This is a genomic window from Acidobacteriota bacterium (genome assembly GCA_028875575.1).
Classification (GTDB): Bacteria; Acidobacteriota; Terriglobia; order Versatilivoradales; family Versatilivoraceae; genus Versatilivorator.
Map to the genome: position 1 here is coordinate 1 of JAPPDF010000092.1, position 21,378 is coordinate 21,378.

Annotated in this window: 23 protein-coding genes; 12 read left to right on the plus strand and 11 right to left on the minus strand. The window is 62.0% G+C overall.

What is annotated here, in order from left to right; translation table 11 throughout:
• Positions 1 to 214 precede the first annotated feature (214 nt).
• A complete protein-coding gene (locus OXI69_14835) occupies positions 215 to 862 on the minus strand; it encodes a peptidylprolyl isomerase (protein ID MDE2667417.1) in 648 nt (215 codons plus the stop codon).
• Positions 863 to 1,376: 514 nt separating this feature from the next.
• On the opposite strand from OXI69_14835, the gene OXI69_14840 reads away from it, so the two are divergent.
• The 8 genes from OXI69_14840 to OXI69_14875 all read left to right on the plus strand — a co-directional run bounded on the left by OXI69_14840 (position 1,377) and on the right by OXI69_14875 (position 9,488).
• A complete protein-coding gene (locus OXI69_14840; GenBank protein MDE2667418.1) occupies positions 1,377 to 2,744 on the plus strand; it encodes a Na(+)-translocating NADH-quinone reductase subunit A in 1,368 nt (455 codons plus the stop codon).
• Complete coding sequence (locus OXI69_14845; GenBank protein MDE2667419.1) at positions 2,744 to 3,967, plus strand: NADH:ubiquinone reductase (Na(+)-transporting) subunit B; 1,224 nt, start codon at positions 2,744 to 2,746, stop codon at positions 3,965 to 3,967. The genes OXI69_14840 and OXI69_14845 overlap by 1 nt, the downstream gene beginning before the upstream one ends.
• Positions 3,957 to 4,739, plus strand: a complete 783-nt coding sequence (locus OXI69_14850) for a Na(+)-translocating NADH-quinone reductase subunit C (GenBank protein MDE2667420.1) — start codon at positions 3,957 to 3,959, stop codon at positions 4,737 to 4,739. The genes OXI69_14845 and OXI69_14850 overlap by 11 nt, the downstream gene beginning before the upstream one ends.
• 9 nt (positions 4,740 to 4,748) lie before the next feature.
• Positions 4,749 to 5,375: an NADH:ubiquinone reductase (Na(+)-transporting) subunit D gene (locus tag OXI69_14855; protein ID MDE2667421.1), complete on the plus strand. Its 627-nt coding sequence runs from the start codon at positions 4,749 to 4,751 to the stop codon at positions 5,373 to 5,375.
• Between the two features lie 8 nt (positions 5,376 to 5,383).
• Complete coding sequence (nqrE, locus tag OXI69_14860) at positions 5,384 to 5,998, plus strand: NADH:ubiquinone reductase (Na(+)-transporting) subunit E (protein ID MDE2667422.1); 615 nt, start codon at positions 5,384 to 5,386, stop codon at positions 5,996 to 5,998.
• A gap of 40 nt (positions 5,999 to 6,038) precedes the next feature.
• On the plus strand, positions 6,039 to 7,271 hold the full coding sequence (nqrF, locus tag OXI69_14865) for an NADH:ubiquinone reductase (Na(+)-transporting) subunit F (protein MDE2667423.1): 1,233 nt from the start codon (positions 6,039 to 6,041) through the stop codon (positions 7,269 to 7,271).
• A 1,051-nt stretch (positions 7,272 to 8,322) separates the two neighbouring features.
• Positions 8,323 to 9,294: an FAD:protein FMN transferase gene (locus OXI69_14870; GenBank protein MDE2667424.1), complete on the plus strand. Its 972-nt coding sequence runs from the start codon at positions 8,323 to 8,325 to the stop codon at positions 9,292 to 9,294.
• Positions 9,291 to 9,488 (plus strand): DUF539 domain-containing protein, encoded by a 198-nt coding sequence (locus OXI69_14875; GenBank protein MDE2667425.1) that lies wholly within the window; start codon positions 9,291 to 9,293, stop codon positions 9,486 to 9,488. Before OXI69_14870 ends, OXI69_14875 begins: the two co-directional genes overlap by 4 nt.
• On the opposite strand, the gene ilvD is transcribed toward OXI69_14875, so the two are convergent.
• From ilvD to lexA, 5 genes are all read right to left on the minus strand, one after another.
• Complete coding sequence (gene ilvD / locus OXI69_14880; protein ID MDE2667426.1) at positions 9,485 to 11,167, minus strand: dihydroxy-acid dehydratase; 1,683 nt, start codon at positions 11,165 to 11,167, stop codon at positions 9,485 to 9,487. The genes OXI69_14875 and ilvD overlap by 4 nt on opposite strands.
• A gap of 118 nt (positions 11,168 to 11,285) precedes the next feature.
• Positions 11,286 to 11,936, minus strand: a complete 651-nt coding sequence (locus OXI69_14885) for a Smr/MutS family protein (GenBank protein MDE2667427.1) — start codon at positions 11,934 to 11,936, stop codon at positions 11,286 to 11,288.
• An 87-nt stretch (positions 11,937 to 12,023) separates the two neighbouring features.
• On the minus strand, positions 12,024 to 12,500 hold the full coding sequence (locus OXI69_14890) for a hypothetical protein (GenBank protein MDE2667428.1): 477 nt from the start codon (positions 12,498 to 12,500) through the stop codon (positions 12,024 to 12,026).
• A gap of 196 nt (positions 12,501 to 12,696) precedes the next feature.
• Positions 12,697 to 13,107 carry a hypothetical protein gene (locus OXI69_14895; protein ID MDE2667429.1) on the minus strand — a complete coding sequence of 137 codons (411 nt, stop codon included), beginning with the start codon at positions 13,105 to 13,107 and terminating at the stop codon, positions 12,697 to 12,699.
• An 86-nt stretch (positions 13,108 to 13,193) separates the two neighbouring features.
• Positions 13,194 to 13,802, minus strand: coding sequence for a transcriptional repressor LexA (gene lexA, locus OXI69_14900; protein ID MDE2667430.1), 609 nt, complete (start codon positions 13,800 to 13,802; stop codon positions 13,194 to 13,196).
• A 449-nt stretch (positions 13,803 to 14,251) separates the two neighbouring features.
• Here lexA and OXI69_14905 point away from each other — a divergent pair, with 449 nt between their 5' ends.
• From OXI69_14905 to OXI69_14920, 4 genes are read left to right on the plus strand one after another with little or no spacing between them, the layout of a single operon-like run.
• Positions 14,252 to 14,833: a sigma-70 family RNA polymerase sigma factor gene (locus OXI69_14905; protein MDE2667431.1), complete on the plus strand. Its 582-nt coding sequence runs from the start codon at positions 14,252 to 14,254 to the stop codon at positions 14,831 to 14,833.
• A 4-nt stretch (positions 14,834 to 14,837) separates the two neighbouring features.
• Positions 14,838 to 15,365 (plus strand): hypothetical protein, encoded by a 528-nt coding sequence (locus OXI69_14910; protein MDE2667432.1) that lies wholly within the window; start codon positions 14,838 to 14,840, stop codon positions 15,363 to 15,365.
• On the plus strand, positions 15,349 to 15,741 hold the full coding sequence (locus OXI69_14915; protein ID MDE2667433.1) for a hypothetical protein: 393 nt from the start codon (positions 15,349 to 15,351) through the stop codon (positions 15,739 to 15,741). Before OXI69_14910 ends, OXI69_14915 begins: the two co-directional genes overlap by 17 nt.
• Positions 15,738 to 16,505 carry a methyltransferase domain-containing protein gene (locus OXI69_14920; protein ID MDE2667434.1) on the plus strand — a complete coding sequence of 256 codons (768 nt, stop codon included), beginning with the start codon at positions 15,738 to 15,740 and terminating at the stop codon, positions 16,503 to 16,505. The genes OXI69_14915 and OXI69_14920 overlap by 4 nt, the downstream gene beginning before the upstream one ends.
• 223 nt (positions 16,506 to 16,728) lie before the next feature.
• On the opposite strand, the gene OXI69_14925 is transcribed toward OXI69_14920, so the two are convergent.
• The 5 genes from OXI69_14925 to OXI69_14945 form a co-directional block, all read right to left on the minus strand.
• Positions 16,729 to 17,037: an ACT domain-containing protein gene (locus OXI69_14925; protein ID MDE2667435.1), complete on the minus strand. Its 309-nt coding sequence runs from the start codon at positions 17,035 to 17,037 to the stop codon at positions 16,729 to 16,731.
• A 158-nt stretch (positions 17,038 to 17,195) separates the two neighbouring features.
• Positions 17,196 to 18,077, minus strand: coding sequence for a 2-hydroxy-3-oxopropionate reductase (locus tag OXI69_14930; protein ID MDE2667436.1), 882 nt, complete (start codon positions 18,075 to 18,077; stop codon positions 17,196 to 17,198).
• Positions 18,078 to 18,103: 26 nt separating this feature from the next.
• Entirely contained in the window at positions 18,104 to 19,147 is a 1,044-nt protein-coding gene (locus tag OXI69_14935; GenBank protein MDE2667437.1) for a Gfo/Idh/MocA family oxidoreductase, read from the minus strand.
• Positions 19,148 to 19,177: 30 nt separating this feature from the next.
• The gene (locus tag OXI69_14940; GenBank protein MDE2667438.1) at positions 19,178 to 20,197 is read right to left on the minus strand and encodes a Gfo/Idh/MocA family oxidoreductase; all 1,020 of its coding nucleotides are present in this window, start codon (positions 20,195 to 20,197) and stop codon (positions 19,178 to 19,180) included.
• A 464-nt stretch (positions 20,198 to 20,661) separates the two neighbouring features.
• The gene (locus OXI69_14945; protein ID MDE2667439.1) at positions 20,662 to 21,348 is read right to left on the minus strand and encodes a hypothetical protein; all 687 of its coding nucleotides are present in this window, start codon (positions 21,346 to 21,348) and stop codon (positions 20,662 to 20,664) included.
• Positions 21,349 to 21,378 lie beyond the last annotated feature (30 nt).

The following is a 21,378-nucleotide window of genomic DNA, read 5'->3' on the forward strand; positions in this document are numbered from 1 at the left end:
TGAGGGGGAGTCGCAGAAGCCGAGCCGCAGGCGAAGGCTGATGCGGAGGGGGGCAATCGCGACGCTGCAAAGTAGCGCCGAATGGCGAAGGCTGATGCGGTGGGGGGGTAGGCTCGGCTCCGGACCGTGCGACAGGGCGGCTGAAACAGGGGTGTTTCAGACAGGTGCCGACCGCTTCCCGGTGGAACCTCCGTCGGAGATAGTTAGCTTAATTCTAGGGCAGGATTTCGACCTTTTTAATCACCAGCGGCCGGGTGGGCCGGCTCATCTCACCGCTGCTGCTGCGGGCCGTCGGAACAGTTGCCAGAGCATCCACCACCGGCATGCCTTCCACCACGTTGCCGAAGATCACATAGTTGGGCTGCAGGCGCGAATTGCCGTGCATGATGAAGAACTGGCTGCCGTTGGTATCGGGGCCGGCGTTGGCCATGGCTACAATGCCGCGGCGATAGCCCCGCCGGTAAAGGGTGGAACCACGATCGATGTCGTCGTTGAATTCGCCTCCCCAGGCGCTTTCGCCCCCGGTCCCATCCCCTCGGGGGTCTCCCCCCTGGATCATGAAGCCTTCCACCACCCGGTGAAAGGTGAGTCCGTCGTAGTAGCCATGCTCCGCCAACAGGCGAAAGTTCTCCACGGCCGTGGGAGAGTCGTCCGCGTAGAATTCAATGGTAATGTTGCCCATTTCGGTTTCGATCCGAGCTTGCTTTCCACCCGAGCTCTTGGCCCCCTTGGGCACCTTCGGGTTTCCCGGTCCGGAGGCGGAACAGCCCATCAAGGCCGCCGCCACGAACCAAACTGCCATGAGTTGCCAATAAAGACCGATTCCCATATCCGCCCAAAACGGTCGCAGGTTCATCAACATGGTGCATCATTCCTTTCCCCGGATTCCGGTGGCGCAACTGACATTAGATAGTCCCTGATCCTCTTGGCTGCGCGTCAGACTCCTTGATTGTACCCCCTGGGGCAAGAGTGCTTGAACCGTCCACTCCCTCCCGCGGCGAATCAGGAGACGGTCCGGCAAAATTTCTGCTTGAATCGCCCCCAACTTTCGTTTGTGTTCTGCGCCGGCATGGTGTTAAGCTTTCGTTTGTGAGATTATTCACAACATGGCGTAAGGGATGATGTTTCCGTTGCCCGCCTTGAATTCCACTTACACTCGAATGTCGACGTCCTCGATCGATGCCGCCGCCGTCACAGCGGTGGCTGCACCTCTCTGCCAAGACCGGGACAACAGAGGAGGCCGGAGAGGAGGCCGGTAGTCTGGTGGCGCCACACTCCTATGAGTCGGTTCCGGGAGGCTGTCCCGGTTTGGCGGAGTCCGCTCGACGGCTCCGAACGCCGGGAGAGACTTTCCGGTGGCCCCACCCTTAGGTCGAATGCTTCACAGAAACACCAAAGGTCTGGATCTTCCAATCGCCGGCGAGCCCGAGCACCGAATTGACACAGCCTCGCCGGCGCATCAGGTGGCCCTGCTGGCCGCCGACTACCCGGGTATGCGCCCGACCATGCACATGCGGGTCGGGGACGAGGTTCGTCGAGGCCAACTCCTTTTCGAAGACAAGAAGACCTCCGGGGTTCGATATACCTCGCCGGCCTCGGGCCGGGTGACGGCCATCCACCGGGGGGAGCGGCGCGCCTTTCAGTCATTGGTCATTCAACTGGACGCCTCCGAGCTGGGCGGCCGCGCCGACAGTGTCACCTTCAGCGCCTATACCGGACGGCACCCCGGCTCCCTCACCAGGACCGAAGTCCAGGAACTACTGCTCGAATCCGGCCTCTGGACGGCGTTGCGGGCCCGGCCCTTCGGCAGGGTGGCCAACCCGGCCGAAACCCCGCGCTCGATCTTCGTCACCGCCACGGACAGCAACCCTCACGCGCTTCCTGCCCGCCTGGCGCTGGAAGGACAGGAGGCGGCCTTCGAACGGGGACTGCGGACCGTGGCCAGGCTGACCCAAGGGCCGGTCTTCATTTGCGAGAGCCCGGCGAGCGGGTTCCCCGTTCCTTCCGACTCCCAGTTCCGCCGGGAGGAGTTCAGAGGACCTCATCCTTCCGGCACCGTCGGCTTCCACATTCACACCCTCGACCCGGTAGACAGGAATCGCCTGGTCTGGCACTTGAACTTCCAGGACGTGGTGGAAATCGGCAGACTTTTCGCTGACGGACAGTTGCACCCGGAGCGGATCATCTCTCTGGCTGGCCCCTCGGTCCGGCAGCCCCGTCTGCTCAGGACGCGATTGGGCGCCTCCACCAGGGATCTCACCCAGGGAGAGTTGACCGAAGGAGAGTCCCGCATTATCTCGGGATCGGTCCTTTCCGGCCGGACTGCCTCGGGCGAGGCGTTCGGCTTTCTGGGACGCTATCATCAACAAGTATCCGTTCTCCCGGAAAACCGCTCCCGGGAGTTCCTGGGATGGCTTTCGCCCGGGGTCAACCGCTATTCCACCATCAACACCTACCTCTCCAAGCTGATACCGGGCAGGAAATTCCGCTTCACCACCTCGACCAACGGATCCTCCAGGGCCATGGTTCCCATCGGGATGTACGAGCGCGTCTTCCCCTTCGACATCCTTCCCACTTTCGTACTGAGGGCCCTGCTGGCGGGCGATACCGAGAAGGCCGTAGAACTGGGCTGCCTGGAGCTGGATGAAGAGGACCTGGCCTTGTGTTCCTTCGTCTGCCCGGGCAAGGTCGAGTACGGCCCCCTCTTGCGACAGGTTCTGACCACTATCGAGAAGGAAGGCTGATGAAGATCCTGCGCACCATTCTGGATTCACAGGCCAAGCACTTTCACAAGGGCGGAGCTCTGGAACGCGCCTATCCCTTCTACGAAGCGCTCGACACCTTTCTGTTTACGCCGGGACAGGTCACCAAGGGCGGCTCCCACGTCCGGGACGGACTCGACCTGAAGCGCATGATGGTGACGGTGGTCATCTCTCTCATTCCCGCGGTGTTCATGGCCATGTACAACACCGGCCTGCAGGCCCATCGGGCCATCTCCCAGGGGGCCCTCCCCCTGGAGACCTGGCAGACGGCGGTGATGATCCAATTGGGGCTGGGCGGGTTCGACCCGGGCGACCCAATGGCCTGCATGCTGCACGGTGCGCTCTACTACCTTCCCGTGCTGCTGGTCACCTTCCTGATCGGGGGCCACTGCGAGGCTCTTTTCGCTGTCATCCGCAAGCACGAAATCAACGAGGGGTTCCTGGTGACGGGAATGCTCTTCCCCTTGACCCTGCCGCCAACCATACCCTTGTGGCAGGTGGCCTTGGGCATTGCCTTCGGCGTGATCGTCGGCAAGGAGATCTTCGGGGGGACGGGAATGAATATCCTGAACCCGGCACTGACGGCCAGGGCCTTCCTCTTCTTTGCCTATCCCGCCGAGATTTCGGGAAACAAGGTCTGGGTAGCGGCACAAACCAGCGCCGACGGCGTCAGCGGGGCGACCTGGCTGGCCGAGGCGGCTACCCTGGGGCATCAAGTGCTCCTGGAGGGACTGAGCTGGTGGGACGCCTTCCTGGGTCTGATCCCCGGGTCCATGGGCGAAACCTCGACCCTGGGGTGTCTCATCGGAGCCTTGATTCTGATCGTGACAAAGGTGGGCTCCTGGCGCATCATGTTGAGTGTGGTGCTGGGCTCCCTGGCGGCCTCGACCCTTCTCAATGCCATCGCCTCCGACACCAATCCCCTGCTGGCGGTTCCCTTCGGTTGGCACGTGGTCTTGGGGGGGTGGGCCTTCGGCGCAGTCTACATGGCCACCGACCCGGTCTCGGCTTCCCACTCCAACACCGGGAAGTACATATACGGTCTGTGCATCGGGGTCCTGGCTATCCTGATCCGGGTGGTCAACCCGGCCTACCCCGAGGGAATGATGCTGGCCATTCTCTTCGTCAATCTGTTTGCCGGCCTGATCGACTACTTCGTGGTTCAGGCCAACGTCAAGCGCAGGAGGGCCCGCTATGCAGCATAGCGTCGGCTACACCATTCTCTTTGCCGGCCTGATTTGCGTCGCCTGCGCCGTGCTGGTCTCTTCCTCGGCGGTGTCGCTCAGCGAAATGCAGCAGGCCAACGCGGCCCTGGACAAACGCAAGAACGTCCTGCTGGCGGCAGGCCTGGCTCGACCCACCGAAAGACTGGACGCCGCACAGGTTCAGGAACGATTTCGGGTGGTGAAGCCGGTGGTCGTCGACCTGCAGTCCGGAGAGGAGGTTCCGGACATCGACCCCTCTGCCTTTGACCAGAGGAAAGCCCGCAACGATCCCGACTCCAGCCGTGAAGCCCCGCCCAACGACTCGAGCATCAGTCGTCTGCCCAATCACGCCGTGGTCTACCAGGTTCTCAACGACTCCGGGGAACTGCAGATGGTGGTGCTCCCCATCGAGGGATACGGGCTCTGGTCCACGCTTTACGGCTTCCTGTCCCTGGATGCCGATACCAGGACGGTGCGGGGGCTCACCTACTACCAACACGGCGAGACCCCCGGATTGGGAGGCGAGGTCGACAATCCCCGCTGGAAGGCCCGCTGGCCCGGCCGGCTCGCCTTCGACGGCGCCGGTCAAACGGTGATCGAAGTGATCAAGGGGCAGGCCGGTCCTCCCGAGGAGGATCCTCATCGGGTTGACGGACTGGCCGGCGCCACCATTACCAGCCGGGGCGTCACCAACATGCTGCGGTTCTGGCTGGGAGAAAACGGATTCGGACCCTTTTTGAAGAGACTTCGCGACACCCGCAAGTCATCCTGAGGAAGCGAAATGGCAGGTCCCGGGCGCAAGGCGCTACTCGATCCACTCTTTGAAAACAATCCCATCGCTCTGCAGGTGCTGGGGATCTGTTCGGCCCTGGCCGTGACCACCAAGATGGAGACCTCGGTGGTGATGTGCGGGGCGGTGATCTTCGTTCTGACCTTTTCCAACTTCTTCGTCAGCCTGCTTCGCAACAACATCCCCAGCTCCATCCGCATCATCGTGCAGCTGACCATCATTTCGTCCCTGGTGATCATCGCCGATCAGTTCCTGAAGGCCTACCTCTACGACATCAGCAAGCAACTTTCGGTGTTCGTGGGTTTGATCATCACCAATTGCATCATCATGGGGCGGGCTGAAGCCTTCGCCATGCAGAATCGGCCCAGCCTGAGCATCATGGACGGCCTGGGCAACGGCTTTGGTTACAGCCTGATACTGCTGGCCACCGGCTTCTTCCGGGAACTGCTGGGGTCCGGAAAACTCTTTGGCCACACCGTGTTCCCCCTGGCGACGGAGGGAGGGTGGTACTCGCCCAACGGATTGATGACGTTGTCGGCCGGCGCATTTTTCATTATCGGCGGCTTCATCTGGGCGCTGCGTGTCTGGAAGCACGACCAGGTGGAAGAGGAGGGCTGAACGGCATGCTGGAACATTATCTCGGTCTGGCCGTCAAGACGATTTTTGTGGAGAACATGGCCCTGGCCTTCTTTCTGGGCATGTGCTCTTTCCTGGCGGTATCCAAGAAGATCAACACCGCTTTCGGCCTGGGCCTGGCGGTGATCTTCGTGCTCACGGTGACGGTGCCGATCAACAACCTGCTGTTCAAATACGCCCTCACGGAGGGGGCTCTGGCTTGGCTCCATCCCGATCTGGCCGGCTACGACCTTTCCTTTCTGGGATTCCTCTGCTACATCGGAACCATTGCCGCCATGGTCCAGATCGTGGAGATGACCCTGGACCGCTTCGTACCCACCCTCTACGCGGCACTGGGAGTCTTCCTGCCCCTGATTGCCGTCAACTGCGCCATTCTGGGCGCTTCCCTCTTCATGGTGGAGCGGGACTACAACTTCGGTGAGAGCGTGGTATTCGGACTGGGTTCCGGGATCGGCTGGTTCCTGGCGGTGGTGGCTCTGGCCTCCATCCGGGAAAGAATGCGCTACAGCAATGTTCCCCCGGCGCTGAGGGGGTTGGGCATGACCTTTATCCTGACCGGCCTGATGGCCATCGGATTCATGGCTTTTGGAGGCATTCAGCTCTAGGAGGCAGGACACTTAAGCATCGCAGGAGGGACGGTTCCTGATGACTGTGACTGTGATTCTGGGCGTGATCATGTTCACCGTGGTCATCCTTTCGCTGGTGGTGGTGCTGATGGTCGCCAAGAGCAAGCTGGTGGCCGGCGGCGAAGTCAACATCGTGATCAACGACGATGCCGACAACACCATTCAGGTGCCCGCGGGAGGGACCCTGCTGGGCGCCCTGGCGGCCCGTAAGATCTTCATTCCGTCGGCCTGCGGTGGCAAGGGGAGCTGCGGCGTATGCAAGGTGGACGTCTTCGAGGGCGGCGGCGCCATGCTGCCCACCGAGCCCCCCCATATCACCCGCAGGGAGGCTCGGGAAGGGTGCCGGCTCTCCTGTCAAGTCAAGGTCAAGCAGGACCTGAAGATCGGTGTCCCGCCAGAGGTGTTCAGCGTTCGCCAGTGGCGCTGCAAGGTGCGTTCGAACCATAACGTGGCCACCTTCATCAAGGAGCTGGTGCTGGAGCTGCCTGTCGGCGAAGAGGTGCCCTTCCGCGCCGGAGGATACATCCAGATCACCTGTCCACCCCACACCGTCGGATACAGGGACTTCGAAATCGAGGAAGAGTTCCGCCAGGACTGGGACCGGTTCAATCTGTGGGAGATTCAGTCCACGGTGGAGGAGCCCGTGGACCGAGCCTACTCCATGGCCAACTATCCGGAGGAAAAGGGGATCATCATGCTCAATATCCGGGTGGCCACCCCGCCTCCCCGCAGCCCCAAGGGAACGCCTCCGGGAAAGATGTCCTCCTACACCTTCGGTCTGAAGCCGGGCGACGACGTCACCATCTCAGGCCCCTTCGGCGAGTTCTTCGCCAAGGACACCGAGGCGGAAATGGTCTTCATCGGCGGCGGCGCCGGCATGGCCCCCATGCGCTCCCACATCTTCGATCAGTTTCGCCGCTTGAACACTCAGCGGAAGGTCAGCTTCTGGTATGGAGCCCGCAGCCTCCGCGAGGCCTTTTACCTCGATGACTTCAACCAGATCCAGGCTGAAAATTCCAACTTCAAATGGCACCTGGCCCTGTCGGAACCCCTGCCCGAGGACCAGTGGACCGGCTACACCGGTTTCATCCATCAGGTCCTCTACGACAACTACCTCAAGGACCACCCCGCCCCGGAAGACATCGAGTACTATATCTGTGGTCCCCCCCCGATGATGAATGCCTGCTTCAAGATGCTGGATGACCTGGGGGTAGAGCCGGAGAACATCGCCTTCGACGACTTCGGCGGCTAGGCCGGTATTTCACAGCCGGTGTAGCTGAAGCGACTTGGCTTGGCCGCAACCTGGCAGCCCGGTGTCCCCCCCACCGCATCAGCCTTCGCCTGCCGGCTCGGCTTCGGTACAAAACGGCCACGTCGTTTACACATTAGACCGCGAACATGTTTTACATCGCACCCAGGAATCGGGCAATACGCCTTGTGCAAGCCTCAAGTATCACTCCCCCCTGGAGGGGGAGTCGGTGAGACAAGGGCTCCGCCCGCAGTCGAACCGGTGGGGGGACGGAATCGGCGAGATCGCCACATAGGAGATTCCGCCCGCAGTCGAGCCGGAGGGGGGCAAACGCGGCGTCCCGAGAGTGACAATCAGTAGCACAGGAAGTGCCGCGTGGGTGGCGGCAGCGTGTAAGCGTGACGTGGGGCGGTATTTCATTGGGAAAGCAATGCGTTCTCGAACGGGTGCTTTCTATTCGCCGCATTCGCGGCTGGGTTGGCGTAGAAACCATACGACCCCGGGCTGCCGCCCGGGGCTACCCTGAGCCGCAGCTACGCAGCTCTATAAGGATGGCCCGTAGGTAGCGTCTCGCCGGGTAACCCACGTCAGCCGCAGCATTCGCAGCTCTCCCCTAACCCACAACACTGCAAGGGGAAACGTGCTTTTCTATTTGGAATATGTCCCGGGCCGTGGCCCGGGACGAGCCATTGGGACGCAGACGTCACATAGGGGGTTAGAGCCGCGAACGCAGCGGCGGCAAACACCGGTGAACCAAACTCAAGCGCAAGCCCGTTACTCATCTGCAAAAACGCTGCATGAGCCAGCCTCCTTGACAGCCGCGAATGCGGCGGCAACAGGTAGCCGTGGGCGTCAGCCGGGCTCGGGCCGGGTCGTGGCCCGGGACAAGCCATCGGGACGCGGACCTACGACTTCGAAGTCGGCCGTTCATGCCGCTCGGCAACCAGGCCGTCCCGGATCGGCGGCCGGGTATCTCCTGCTGGTCCTGCTGACGGTTGCAACGGGATGTCAGGCGCCAGACTTCGTCCAGGAATACCGCTTCCAGGGAAGCAGCATGGGGACGACCTTCGAGGTGAAGGTGGTGGCATCCCGGCTGCCGGAACAACGGCAGGAGGCGGTGCGCGAGGCCATTCAGGCGCAACTGCAGGATGTCGACGGCAAGATGTCGACCTACAGGGAAGCTTCCGAAATTTCCCACCTGAACCGCTCGCGGGAAACCACCCCCCAACCGCTTTCCCGGGAAACCTTCACCGTGCTGGCGGAAGCCCAAAGAATCAGCCGGATGACGGGCGGAGCCTTCGACATAACGGTCGGCCCCCTGGTCAATGCCTGGGGCTTCGGGCCCGCGCCTCACCCCGCATCGCCCCCGACGGCCGCCGAGATAGAGCAGTTGAAGTTGCGAAGCGGTTGGGCCAAAATTGAACTGTTCCCCCGGGATTCGACGATTCTCAAGCAGGAGCCGGCCCTTTACCTGGACCTCTCGGCAATTGCCAAGGGGCATGCCGTCGACAGGATCTCGGAAGTCCTGGCCGAAATGAACCTCACCAGGCATATGGTGGAACTGGGAGGCGAGGTGAGAACCAGCGGCCGCAATGCCGGCGGGAACCCCTGGCGGATTGCGATTGAGAAACCGATATCCGGCGGCAGGGCTTTCCAGCGAATCCTTCCCCTGGAGAACCTGGCCGTTGCCACCTCCGGAGACTACCGAAATTTTCGCGAGGCGGAGGATGGACACCTCTCCCATACCATCGATCCCAGGACGGGCCGTCCGGTCAGGCACGAGCTGGCTTCCGTCAGCGTGGTGGCCACTTCCTGCATGCGGGCCGACGGCTATGCCACGGCCCTGATGGTCTTGGGGGAAGACGAAGGCTACCGCCTGGCGGCCGAGCAGGATCTGGCGGCGCTGTTCCTGGTGCGGACCCGCGAGGGATCCTTCCGTGAGAGGGAAACGCCGGCCTTCCAGCGTCATTTCGGGGGCAAGCCTACCGGGACTGGTCCGGACACGGAGAGGGAGAGTGGATCGTGAGTCTTTTCCTTGTCACGCTGGTTGTGGTGGGTGTGGTCATGGTCCTCATGGCAGTAGGCCTTTTCTTCAAAAGACCCTGCCTGCGCGGCTCCTGCGGCGGCCCCGACCTGTTCGACTCCAAGGGAGAGTCTCTCACCTGCGCGGCATGTCCCCGCCGCCGATCCCTCTCTGCCGAGGGTAAGCCACAGCGCTAACCCGCAGTGGGTCTTGTGACCGCTCCCTGTGAGGCCGAAGAAACCAGAGCCATGTACTTGGCGAACACCCCGGAGGAATAGCGCGGCTCGGGCTCGGTCCATTGGGACAGGCGCCGCCCAATCTCCTCCTCGGACAGCTCGACATCCAGCCGACGCCGGTCGATGTCCACCACAATCATGTCCCCTTCGCGTACCGCTGCGATGGGGCCGCCGCGCGCTGCCTCGGGTGCCACGTGGCCGGCCATGAGTCCTCGGGTGGCGCCGCTGAATCGCCCGTCGGTGAGCAGGGCCACGCTCTCGCCCAGCCCTGCTCCCACCACGGCAGCCGTAACCCCCAGCATCTCCCTCATGCCAGGTCCTCCACGAGGGCCCTCGTAGCGAATGACCATCACGTCACCCGCCTGGATCTCTCCACGGGTCACCGCCTCCATGGCCGGCTCCTCCCGATCGTAGACGCGCGCCGGACCTCGGTGGTAGAGCCTCTCGTGGCCGGCCACCTTGATCACGCATCCCTCCGGGGCCAGGTTGCCGTGCAGGATCACCAGGCCACCCGTGTTCTTGACAGGGTTGGACAGCGGGCGCAACACCTCCTGGCCCGGCGTTTCTCTGGCTTCCCGGCATTCCTCTCCCAGGGTCCGGCCGGTGACGGTCTTTTGAGCACCATCCACAAATCCGCCATCCACCAGCCGTTGAGCAATCACAGGCACCCCGCCGGCTTTATCGACGTCCACGGCTACAAACCGTCCTCCGGGCTTCAAGTCGGCGATCAAGGGCGTCCGCAAGCTGATCTTGTCGAAGTCGTCGATCTCCAGTTCCACCCCCGTTTCTCGGGCCAGCGCCAGGAAGTGCAGAACGGCGTTGGTGGATCCACCCGTGGCCGCCACACTGGCAATTGCGTTGTCGAAGGATTGACGAGAAATCAGGTCTCCGGGGCAGGTGCCGCTCCGGACCAGGTCCATCACCAGCTTTCCGGCCTCGAAAGCCACCCCATCCTTGCGGGCATCGGTGGCCGGCACGCTGGAGGAACCCATTGGAGACAGGCCCAGGAATTCGAGGGCCGTGGCCATGGTATTGGCCGTGTACTGGCCGCCGCAGGCGCCCGCCCCCGGACAGGCCGTGTTCTCGATCTCCAGCAACTCGGCATCGCTGATGCGTCCCGCCGCATTGGCGCCCACGGCTTCGAAGACGTCCTGGATGGTGATGTCCCGCCCTCGATGCCTCCCCGGGGCGATGGAACCCCCATACAACACCAGCGAGGGCACATTGAGCCGCATCAGACCCATGGCGCCTCCCGGCAGGGTCTTGTCGCAGCCAACCAGGGCGATCATGGCATCGAACATGTAGCCCCGGCCCACCAGCTCGATCGAGTCCGCCACAATTTCACGGCTTACCAGCGAGGCCTTCATTCCTTCGGTACCCATGGTGATTCCATCGCTCACCGCGATGGTGTTGAACTCCATGGGGGTCCCGCCGGCAGCCCGCACACCTTCCTTGACCTTTACGGCCAGAGTCCGCAGGTGAAAATTGCAGGGCATGGCCTCGATCCAGGTATTGGCGATTCCGACAATGGGCCTGGACAGGTCCTCGTCGGTATACCCGATGCCCTTCAGGAAGGACCGTGCGGGGGCGCGATCCCTGCCCTGCAGGATGGTTCGGCTGCTCAGTGGTGGGTTGGACATGCAATACCTCCGGAAACAAGAGATTATCCGGCCGAGACTGCCGGAATTGGGGTGAGGGCTTGGCCAGGATCGAGTTTCGAATCACCAGGCCGGCGGGCCTGACGGTTCCACGTGCGGATCAGCGGCGCCGCAAGAGAATATAGAGGGCTCCGCCGCCGCCGTCCGCAAGGCGAGCCGATGCATAGGCGATGACGTGACGGCTCATGCGCCGCGTGTCCAGCCATTTCGACAGCTTGTCCTTCAATGTCGGCTGGCCTTCCGGCGAGTGGTTTCCCCGACCGTGAACCACACGAACGCAACCGTGGCCCCGCTTGAGGCTGGAATGGATGAAATCCTCGAACGCCTTCCTGGCCTCGGTGGCGATCAATCCGTGGAGATCGAGGTGAGCCTGCACCGAAAAACGCCCCTTCCTCAAGCCACCGATCCAGCGGCGGCCCTCGGGATGCGGCGTCCCCTCCAGGTATTCTCCACTCATGGTCAAGTCGAAACGCCCTTTCCCCGAAACAAACTCCTGCAGCAAGCGCAACCCTTCTTCCTCGTCGTCGATGGGGTCCGGTATCTCCAATGCCGGAGTCGGCCGGGATGGAATGGAACTCCAACCCAGGGGAACTACATCCCGCATGGACAGGGCAAACAGATCGCCGTCGCTGAGAGTCTCGGGCAATCCACCCGGGGCCTTGGGCTTTTCCGGGACCGCCTTGGGGGATCGCGGGCGAATCCGAGCCAATTCGGCAAAGGACTTGAAGGCTCGATATGAGGGCGTTTTCATTGAATTTGTTCCTTCGGGACGGACAGGGCGAAAAAACAACCCTGAGTTTGAAGGAAACGGCTGGGGCAAATTCCGGGGGCGAGCAGTTCAATTCCGGGCAGCGGTCCGATTCAAGAGCGCCAGTTGTTCCTCGAGCAGCTCCAGCTCCCGATCCACGGCCGACAGGACCTGATTCCGCTCCGCGGCCCTCGCTTCCCCCGGGTTGCCCGCGTACTCCCCAAGCAGCAGCACCCTTTGCACCAGCAGTTCCTTGAGCCGGCCCCTCAACAACCGGCGCGACCTGTCCAGAGCCGGCGAGCGATTCGCCAGGAGCCCGTTCAACTCCGCCTGAACCGCATTACCCTGCCGGCGCAGGCGTTGAAGCCTCTCGCGACCCTGGGCCGTCAGCAACCCCGGCTCCCCTGTGTCGGCCAAGGGTGCCGTCGACCGATTCGGCACCATGGACGCAGCCCTTTCGCCGGTCCGGACGACCGCCGGAGAGGCGCTGCTCTCCCTTTGCCAGGCTCTCAGGAACAGCAGAACTCCGACGATCAGAGCCGCGCTGAAAGCCAGCACGATTTTCATGATCAGCGCGATCCTGCGCCTCTGAGGACAGAACAGGCACTGCGCGGGTTGGCTCAACTCGATCATCGGCACCGGGACAGGAAGGAGGGTTCGACCGGAGCCATTTTACGCCAGAATCGGACCGTGGGTAAACCGACTGCGGGGAGCTGCGCAGGTGGCGGGACGAATTTGCGCCGGCCCTACGAGGAATGGTCGATCAGGCTGCTTCCAAGTCCTCGGAGATATCCGGCGGATCTCCCCAATACGGACCATAGAGCTGAATCAAACGGGAGGTCGTCTTCTCGAACCCATTCAGGTAGGCGGCCTGGAGAAAACGGCGATTCTGCCGAGCCCGGGGAACACCCGGACTCTCCAGGTAGTGGCTGCGGAGAATCCGGCGAATTTCCCGTCCCAGCAGGTCGGAAAAATCAGGGATCCGAGAATCTGCTGACGGCCCTTGCGTTTCCCGAATGCTTTTCAATCGAGCTTCAATATCGCGGTGAATCTCGAAGGCCGCACCGGCAAACCCCCAGGCGATCAGCATCCCCAGGATCTGACGCTCTCTGTGGACCCTTTCTCGAAATCGGTCCAGCCATTCAGCCGTCTCCACCGGCAGTGTCAGTTCCATGGAAACCTCCTGGTTATCTTTCCTCAAAATAGATCTTCCTGACGGCACGGGAGAAATTTCATCCGACGGTCCCCCGGGCGCGAATCCTAGAATCTCCGCAAGACTCCGATCACCTTCCCAACGATCTCAACCTCATCCGCTCCCAGCTCAATGACCTGGTAGCGGGGGTTTTCCGGCTTTAGACGGATCTTTCCGTCCAATCGATAGAAACGTTTCAGCGTGGCCTCGTCTCCGTTGACCCGAGCCACCACGATCTCTCCGTTTTCGGCCAGGGGCTGTTTTCGAACCAGAACCATATCCGCCGACAGAATGTGAGCGTCGATCATGCTGTCCCCTTCCACCTTGAGCAGAAAGACGGTTTCGTCCCCGACCCATTCGCGTGGCAGAGGAATCGTCCCCTCCCGGTTCTCCTCCGCCAGAATCGGGAGGCCGGCCTGGATGCGTCCCAGCAGGGGCAGATCCACCACCCGCTCATTCTCGGAAACCCCTGCCAGGGGCACGTTGGCGCGCGACTTGGAAGGCTGGTGGTCCAGATAACCCTTGGCCCGCAGGACCTCGATGTGTTGCTGGATGGCCTGGGCTGACTTTCCCAGCGCCCGGGCTACCTCTCTCACCGACGGAGGCAGTCCGTGACGGATGAAGTAGTCCTGAATAAACTCGTACACCCGGCGCTGCTTTTCGGTTAACGCTCTCATGAGGCTCCCCTCCTGAAGGCCGGCAATGCCCTGCGTTCCGGGAGTTTCCTTGCTGCTGTCTGCAACCAGGGGTGGCAGTCGTTGAAGCGACACACATGCAATTGACGCCACCTCTGCATACAGACACGCGTCAGCATAGACATCTGTCTGTACCATGTCAAGATGATTTTTTGACTGTCCCCCGGCCGCCGGTTCGGGGGACTCCACTGAGCACCGGTGCTTCCAGTTCCTCTCCGGAACCGTCATAATCGTAGTGGCCCCTCTGCCGATGGCCTGGAGTTCCATCGGGGTTTCCCTGGATCTGGAATCGGTAGTCGGGCACATTCCATGAGCCGGCCTCCAGTGAGGCCGGACGCCACCGCCACCAAAAAAAAGAAACCGAAGCAGCCGCGGCTTCGTTGTAAATGTATGTCCCAAACAGCCGGGCTGCGGTCGGGAACGCCGGGGCCATGACGCCGCAGACCGAACTGGTTCGACGCAGCCAGCAAGGCGATGTGCAGGCCTTTGAAGAACTGGTCCGCAGTTGCCAGCAAAGAGTGTTCGGTCTGATCTACCAGGTCCTGAGATCCCCGGAGGAGGTAGAAGACGTCGCGCAGGAGGTCTTTACCAAGCTGTACTTTTCTCTGTCCCAGTTTCGTCTGGACTCCTCCTTTCAAGCCTGGCTCTACCGCATCGTAGTCAACCAGTGTTATGACCATTTGCGCAAGCGCAAGCGCACCCCTCAGATCAACTACTCGGATCTTTCCGAGAGTGAGGCCGCGGCCTTTGAGAGTCTGCCGTCGCTCACGGAATCCAGGCTTCCCGATATCGCCAAGACCGTGGAGTTGCGGGAGATCTCGGACCGCTTGCTGAGCCTGCTGCCGCCTGGAGATCGCATGTTGCTCGTTTTGAAAGAGATGGAGGACTTTTCCGTCGAGGATCTGGCCGAGATTTTCAAGATTTCCAAGAACGCGGTAAAGCTGAGGTTGTTCCGGGCGCGCAACCGGTTGCGGCGTGCCTATGAGAAAGGGAGGCTCCCTCGGAGGAAGTAGCCATATGGGCCATCGAAACGTGCGATTGCTGCTGGAAGAGTTTGCAGAGTCCAAGCTGCCTCTGGAACAGAAGCAAATGGTTGAGCGCCACCTGGCCGGTCGTTCGGACTACAGTCGGCACCTGCGCGCCCTGGGGTGGATACGAGCGCTGATGCGGATGATCAAGTTGAACGACGCTCCGGAACCCTCCCCGGGATTTGCACGGAGGCTGGTCAACCGCCTGGAGAGCCACCGGGAGGTCTACCTCTTCTGGCTGCCGCTTCGCGCGATGGCCCTCAGAGCCATTCCGGTGATGGCGCTTGTGACGATTCTCCTGGGGGCCATGGCCTACCTTCAAGGACCATCGGAAGCACCGGTCGTTGCCCAGTGGGAGGACCCTCTGCTCGAATCCTTCTCTGAGCAGCAGGAGGGAGTGACGGAAGCCATATTCTCGGAAGCTGTTGCCGGAGATCGGAATCTGGTCGTCCGGACTTTGATGGGAGACCCCGCAATTGGAGTCGCGGAGGATGACGACTATGATGAATCTTTCTAAATTCAAGGCCCTGCTGATCATTGCGGTAGTCTTCCTGCTGGGGGCGGTGGCCGGCGCCTCGCTTAGTCGGACCGTTCTTTGGTCGATTTCCGGCAAGGGCCACCACCACCACTCCCGCGGATCCTTTATTGAGAAACTGCAGGGGCGGCTCGACCTCTCCGACGAGCAGAGGACGCAAATACAGGCCATACTGGATGAATCCCACCAGCAATTCCGCGGGCTGCACAAGAGCGTCAAGCCCCAGTTCGAAACCATTCGCCAACAGATGGCGGAGCGGATTCGCAAAGAGCTGAATCCGGACCAAGCCCGGAAATTCGCGGCCATGCGCGCCGAGTACGAACAGCGCAGGGCCAAGCGTGAGAAGAAGTGCCGGTGAGATTGCCTGAACTCTCCCAGAACCGTTTCCGCATCCGCTCAAAGCACCCTCTCGTTAACCTCCTCTATTCCCTGCTTCTGACAGCGGCCCTGGCGTCGGCACTCCCTCGAGCCGCCTCCGACAGCATCGCCCAGGGTCCACCTCGCTACAAGGGGCGCGTGATTGCTCCCGTGATGAGCGCCAGCGGGGCCGACTGGCTCAATCGCCCCGAGCGCGAGAAGACGGAGATGCCCGACCGCTTGCTGGATGCCCTTGAGATCAAACCCGGGATGACGGTGGCGGACGTGGGGGCCGGAATCGGTTACTTCAGTTGGAGAATCGCCAGGCGGGTGGGTCCCGAGGGTCGAGTCCTGGCGGTGGAGATTCAGCCCGAGATGCTGGAGCGTCTAGGGGTGGAAATGAGGAAGCGGAACATCAGCAATGTCCGGTCCATCCTGGGGACGCCGGTGGATCCGATTCTGCCCGCCCAATCGGTGGACCTGGTGCTCATGGTGGATGTCTACCACGAGTTTCAGCACCCGGAGGAGATGGTCGCCAAGATCCGCAATTCCCTCAAGGAGGACGGCCGCATGGTTGTGGTCGAATACCGTGGCGAGGATCCGACGGTGCCCATCCGGCCGGAACACAAGATGACGGTCAAGCAGGTCCTTCTGGAAATCCTGCCCATGGGTTTCCGACTTCAGTCCCGGCTCGATTTTCTTCCCTGGCAGCACGTCTTCATTTTCGTCAAGGATTCGGGAAACCGCCCGGAACCCTCCGACTAACCCGCCTTGCAGGCCCACCGGACTGTTTGGGATCGAGCACCAGGAATGATTGCTTCCGCCGCCTACGCGGCTTGCTGAATGCCTCGGGCTGGCAGGGGGGGTAGGGGACGTTGTTGAATTACTGGAATAACTTTTCAAGAGGGCGTCGGTGACGCTATTGAACAAAGGCGATTCCGGAGCTACCGGTCCAAGTTACTCCAGTAATTCAACAACGTCCCCAGCGCTACACGCATTCACGATGCACGTCGACATCATGCCCCCCACCGATCAAGGCATCCCGGGCCGGTTGCCGCTGCGAGTCACGGACAAGAAAGTAATCGGTACGGTAGCCGCTCATCACCAGCACGCTTATGTCGGCTGCCGCCAGCAACCCCGTGACCTCGGCGGCAACTCCGACCGCGCCCAGTGGAATATCCGCGTCAATGCGGAAGCAGGCCCAGTCGTCCCCGGCATGGCTTCCTGCGTCCGGAATCGGGACCAGGATCGAATGGTCACCCTCGAACGCGCAGGCGAATGCGCCATTCACCATCATGGAACGCAGGGACTCAAGGTCCTCACAGCGAACAAGTCGATACGGCGTCACATGCTCCTGGAATCGCAAAGCGCCACTCTCCTGAAGCGGCCTCGGCTGCAGGAGTTGCCGACCTTCGGGGGACGGTACACCTTCTCCGCCGCCCAGCCGCGGAACGACTACCTCAACCCGGCGAGTTGCTCCATCAGCGTGAAAATGACTGAATGATCCTTCTGTCCCTTGCCCTGGGCACTGCAGGAGGAAAACATCTCGTGCACCAGGCCGGTGGATGGCAGAGCCACTCCCAGGGCCTTGCCGGCCAGCAGAGCGTTCTTGATGTCCTTGATGTGCAGGTCCATCTTGAAACCGGGTTCGAACTTGCCCTCCACAAAGGCCGGGATCTTCATGTCCAGGGTCCGTCCGCCGGCCATGCCGCCGCGAATGGCCTCATACACCAGTTGGATGTCCACACCGGCCTTCTTGGCCAGGACCATGGCCTCGGAAACTGCCTGGAGCACACCGGCCACAATCACCTGATTGGAGAGCTTGGCGAACCCTCCCGCCCCCACCTCTCCGACACGCACCACGCTCTTGCCCATGCTCTCCAGAATGGGCTTGACTCGCAAAAACACCGATTCCTCGCCCCCGACCATGATGGAGAGGATCCCCTGAATGGCGCCGATCTCGCCGCCGCTGACGGGAGCGTCCAGCATGGCGACGCCCCGGCCTTTCAATTCTGCGGCGATCCGCTGGGTGGTGATGGGAGAAATGGAGCTCATGTCCACCACAACCCCATGCTCGGCAATACCCTCGATCACCCCGTTGTCGCCCAAAATGACCGACTCCACCTCGGGGGAATCGGACACCATGGTGATGACCACCTCCGCACTGGCTCCCACCTCCCTGGGCGACCCGACCTGGCGTGCTCCCAACTCCACCAGCTCCGCGGCCTTGGAAGCGGTCCGATTGTAGACCACCAGTGGATACCCAGCCTTGATGAGGTTTCTGGCCATGGGTTTCCCCATGATGCCCAGACCGATGAATCCGATCGTTTGTGCCATGACGTTCTCCTATGAATTCCTTCGCATCAATCCGGCGGGAACTCCACCGGCCTTCTCTCTCTGGCCGAGCGATAGACCGCCAGAACAATCTCAAGGGCCTTGAGGCCCTCTTCCCCGTCCACCAGGGGAGACCGTTCCTCCCGAATGGCAGCCATGAAATCCTGGAACTGGCGTCGATGGTTGGTCACCTCCGACTCCATGGATGCCGAGAACGGATCGGAGTCCCCCGACCCGGCTGCCGTTCGATGTTCCTTGCCGCTGCTCGTCCCCGGCACGTCCCAGCGCGCGATCTCATCCCCCTCCAGAAGCAGGCTGCCCTTCTCGCCGAAGATCTCCAGGCGCCTCGGGAACCCCGGCCGCAGGGAGGTGGCTCCCTGAAGCACGCCCAAGGCCCCGCCCTGGAATTCTATAACAGCCACCGCGGTATCCTCCGCCTCGATGGAGGCATGCAGAAGATTCTTGGCAAATCCAAACACCGACCTGGGCCGGCCCACCAGGTATTGCAGCAGGTCGATGGTGTGAATGGACTGGTTGATCAGCGCCCCTCCGCCGTCCAGGGCCCAGGTAGCCCGCCAGGGGCCGGACCGGAAGTAGTCGGGCTTGCGAAACCACTGCACCGCCGCCTCCGCCAGTAGCAACTTCCCCAGAGCCCCGTCCTGGACTGCAGCCCGAATCCTTTGAACCGCCGGCAGAAAACGAGATTGAAAAATGACTCCCAGTCGGACGCCGGCCTCCCGGCAGGCAGCGGTCAGAAGCCTGCCCTTTTCCAGGCTCACCTCAATGGGCTTCTCCACCATGACGTGCTTGCCGGCCCGGGCCGCAAGCATCCCCAGCTCACCGTGTGTTCCAGTGGGAGTGCAGACACTCACGGCATCCATTCCGGGGCGCTCCAGAAAACGATCCAGGTCCAGGTCCCAACTGGCGCCGTAGCGCTCGGCCTGACGCTCGGCGCGAGGCCGGGTCCGGTTGTGGAAACCGATCAGCCGGGCGCCGGGAATGGATTGAATGGCCTGGGCATGCACATCGGAGATCCCTCCGCACCCGATGATTCCAAACCCGATTTCCGCCATGCCGTCAGTCTCCTTGGCAAAGGATGGGTCTCAACTCTTGCCGCCATCCGTCAAACGATCCAGACGAACGACCTGCCCCGATTGGGCCGACAGGTAGGCTGCCTCCAGCAACAGAGAAGCCTTCATCCCCTCATCCCCCGGAACGGCGGGAGTGCGATCTTCCAGGATTGCGCCATTGAAATCCTCGACCAGCGGCCGATGGACATTCTCCGCCTTGGGAGTCGAAAACGTGGTGACACCTGCTCCCGTCAATTCCAGGCGATCTCCGTTAAGAGGCGCCGACTTCAAACAGCCCTCGGTACCCAGAATCTCAAAATCGTCTCGCGGAGGATCGACGCAGTGGCTGGCGAAGACCATGGCGTGAATCCCCCCGGCAAAACGGATGAGCAGACTTCCGGTGTCCTCGACTTCGATGGGACAGACGCGGGTATCGGTCAAGGCCGACACCGACTCGGGAGGTCCGAAGAGCATGACCAGCACGTCCAGCCGGTGGCTGGCCATATCCATCAGCAGACCGCCGCCCCCCTGGTCCCGCACAAATCGCCAGCCCGGATGGCCTCCCTCATTCAACCGGGCATGTTCCACCAGGGTGGACCGCACCAGAATGGGCCGGCCAATCGCCCCTCGATCCAGGAGATCCTTCATCTTCAGCACCACCGGATAGAAACGCCGGTAGTAGGCGACACCCAGCTTGACCCCGTTGCCGCGGCAGGCATCGATCATGCGCCGGCACTCCTGTGGGTTCATGGCCATGGGCTTCTCACACAACACGTGCTTGCCGTTTTCGGCGGCCTCAATGGTCTGGGAGCTGTGCAGCCAAACGGGCGTCGCCAGGTAAACGGCCGCCAGCTCGGGGTCGCCGAGCATTTCCCGGTAGTCGGCATAGCCCTTGGGGATGGAGTGCCGCGACTGAAACTCGGCCAGACGTTGAGGGTCGCGGCGAGTGCAGCCCGCCAGCCTGCCCCGTGCCGATACCTGAATGGCCTGCACCACCCGCTTTTCGGCAATGTCGCCGCATCCCGCCAAGCCCCAGGTTACTTCCCGATTCACGGTCAATACCCCGATCCTTCCTATTCTCTTGCCCGGACGTTTTCCATGGGCTGACGCCCACGGCAACGTGCTGCCGCCGCATTCGCAGCTTAACTCCCCTACGCGACGTTGCCCGATGGCTCCCCCGGGCTCTGGCCCGGGGCATTATTCTAGATAGAAACGCACGTTCCCCCCGGCAGCGATGTGGGTTAGGGGAGAGCTGCGGAGCTGCGGTTGACGTGGGGTACCCAGCGAGACGTCCCCTACGAGCCATCCTTTTAGAGCAGCGTAGCTGCGGCTCAGGGTAGCCCCGGGCGCCAGCCCGGGGTCGTTCCGGTCCCGCGCCAACAGAGCCGCGAATGCGGCGAATCGGAAGCACCCGTTCGGGAACCCACTGCTTCCCCAAGGAAACGCCGCCCCACGCCACGATCACCCGCTGCCGCCACCCTCGGGGTGCTGCCGGCACCAATTGGACGGATTCACCTTCAGGACTGGTTGGCGCGGCTTTTCCCGAACAGATAGGCGCCCAAGACTCCACCCAGGGTGGTAAAAATCCCGCAAAGGATCAACTTGGTCAACAGGCTGACGATGATGAATACAGGGTCGAGCGGATCTTTCAAGAACTCCATCGCCTGCTCCAGGCCCTCCACAAACTCGGGGGGGAGCCCTTCGATCGCGCCAATCTGTTCCTGAGCATCTCGCAGTTCCTCCGGCCCGGAGGCCAACCTGACCAGAATCTCCAGGATCTGCCACACCAGGGAGCCGAACAGGCCGGTGAGCAGCCCCAGGCTGGCGCCGGTCCCGGACGAAATCAGCCCCGGCGTCTCGGTCCGGAGAAAGTAGACAGCCAGGACTCCGCCGCCTGCCACCCAGAGCAGACAGCAGGTGCTCACGTAGGGCATGGCCGAGAGCACTCCCAGAATGACTCCGGCCATCAAGGCCGGCTTGTTCAAGCTGGGACCGGGAGCGGGTGGGAAGGGGGGTGGCGAGGACGCTGCCGGCGGTGACGGTTCGATGGGGGCAGGTTCTTCGGCATCTGAAAACGATTGGTTCAGAGGAACGTTCACCGGCTTGGGATTGGGATCGACATGACCCACCGGCGCTCCGCAGATGGGGCACAAGCTTGCACTGTCGTCAAGCATCTGCTGACAACTGGGACACTCTTTGGGCATGGCCTGAAAACCTCCGGCCCCAAAGCTTGT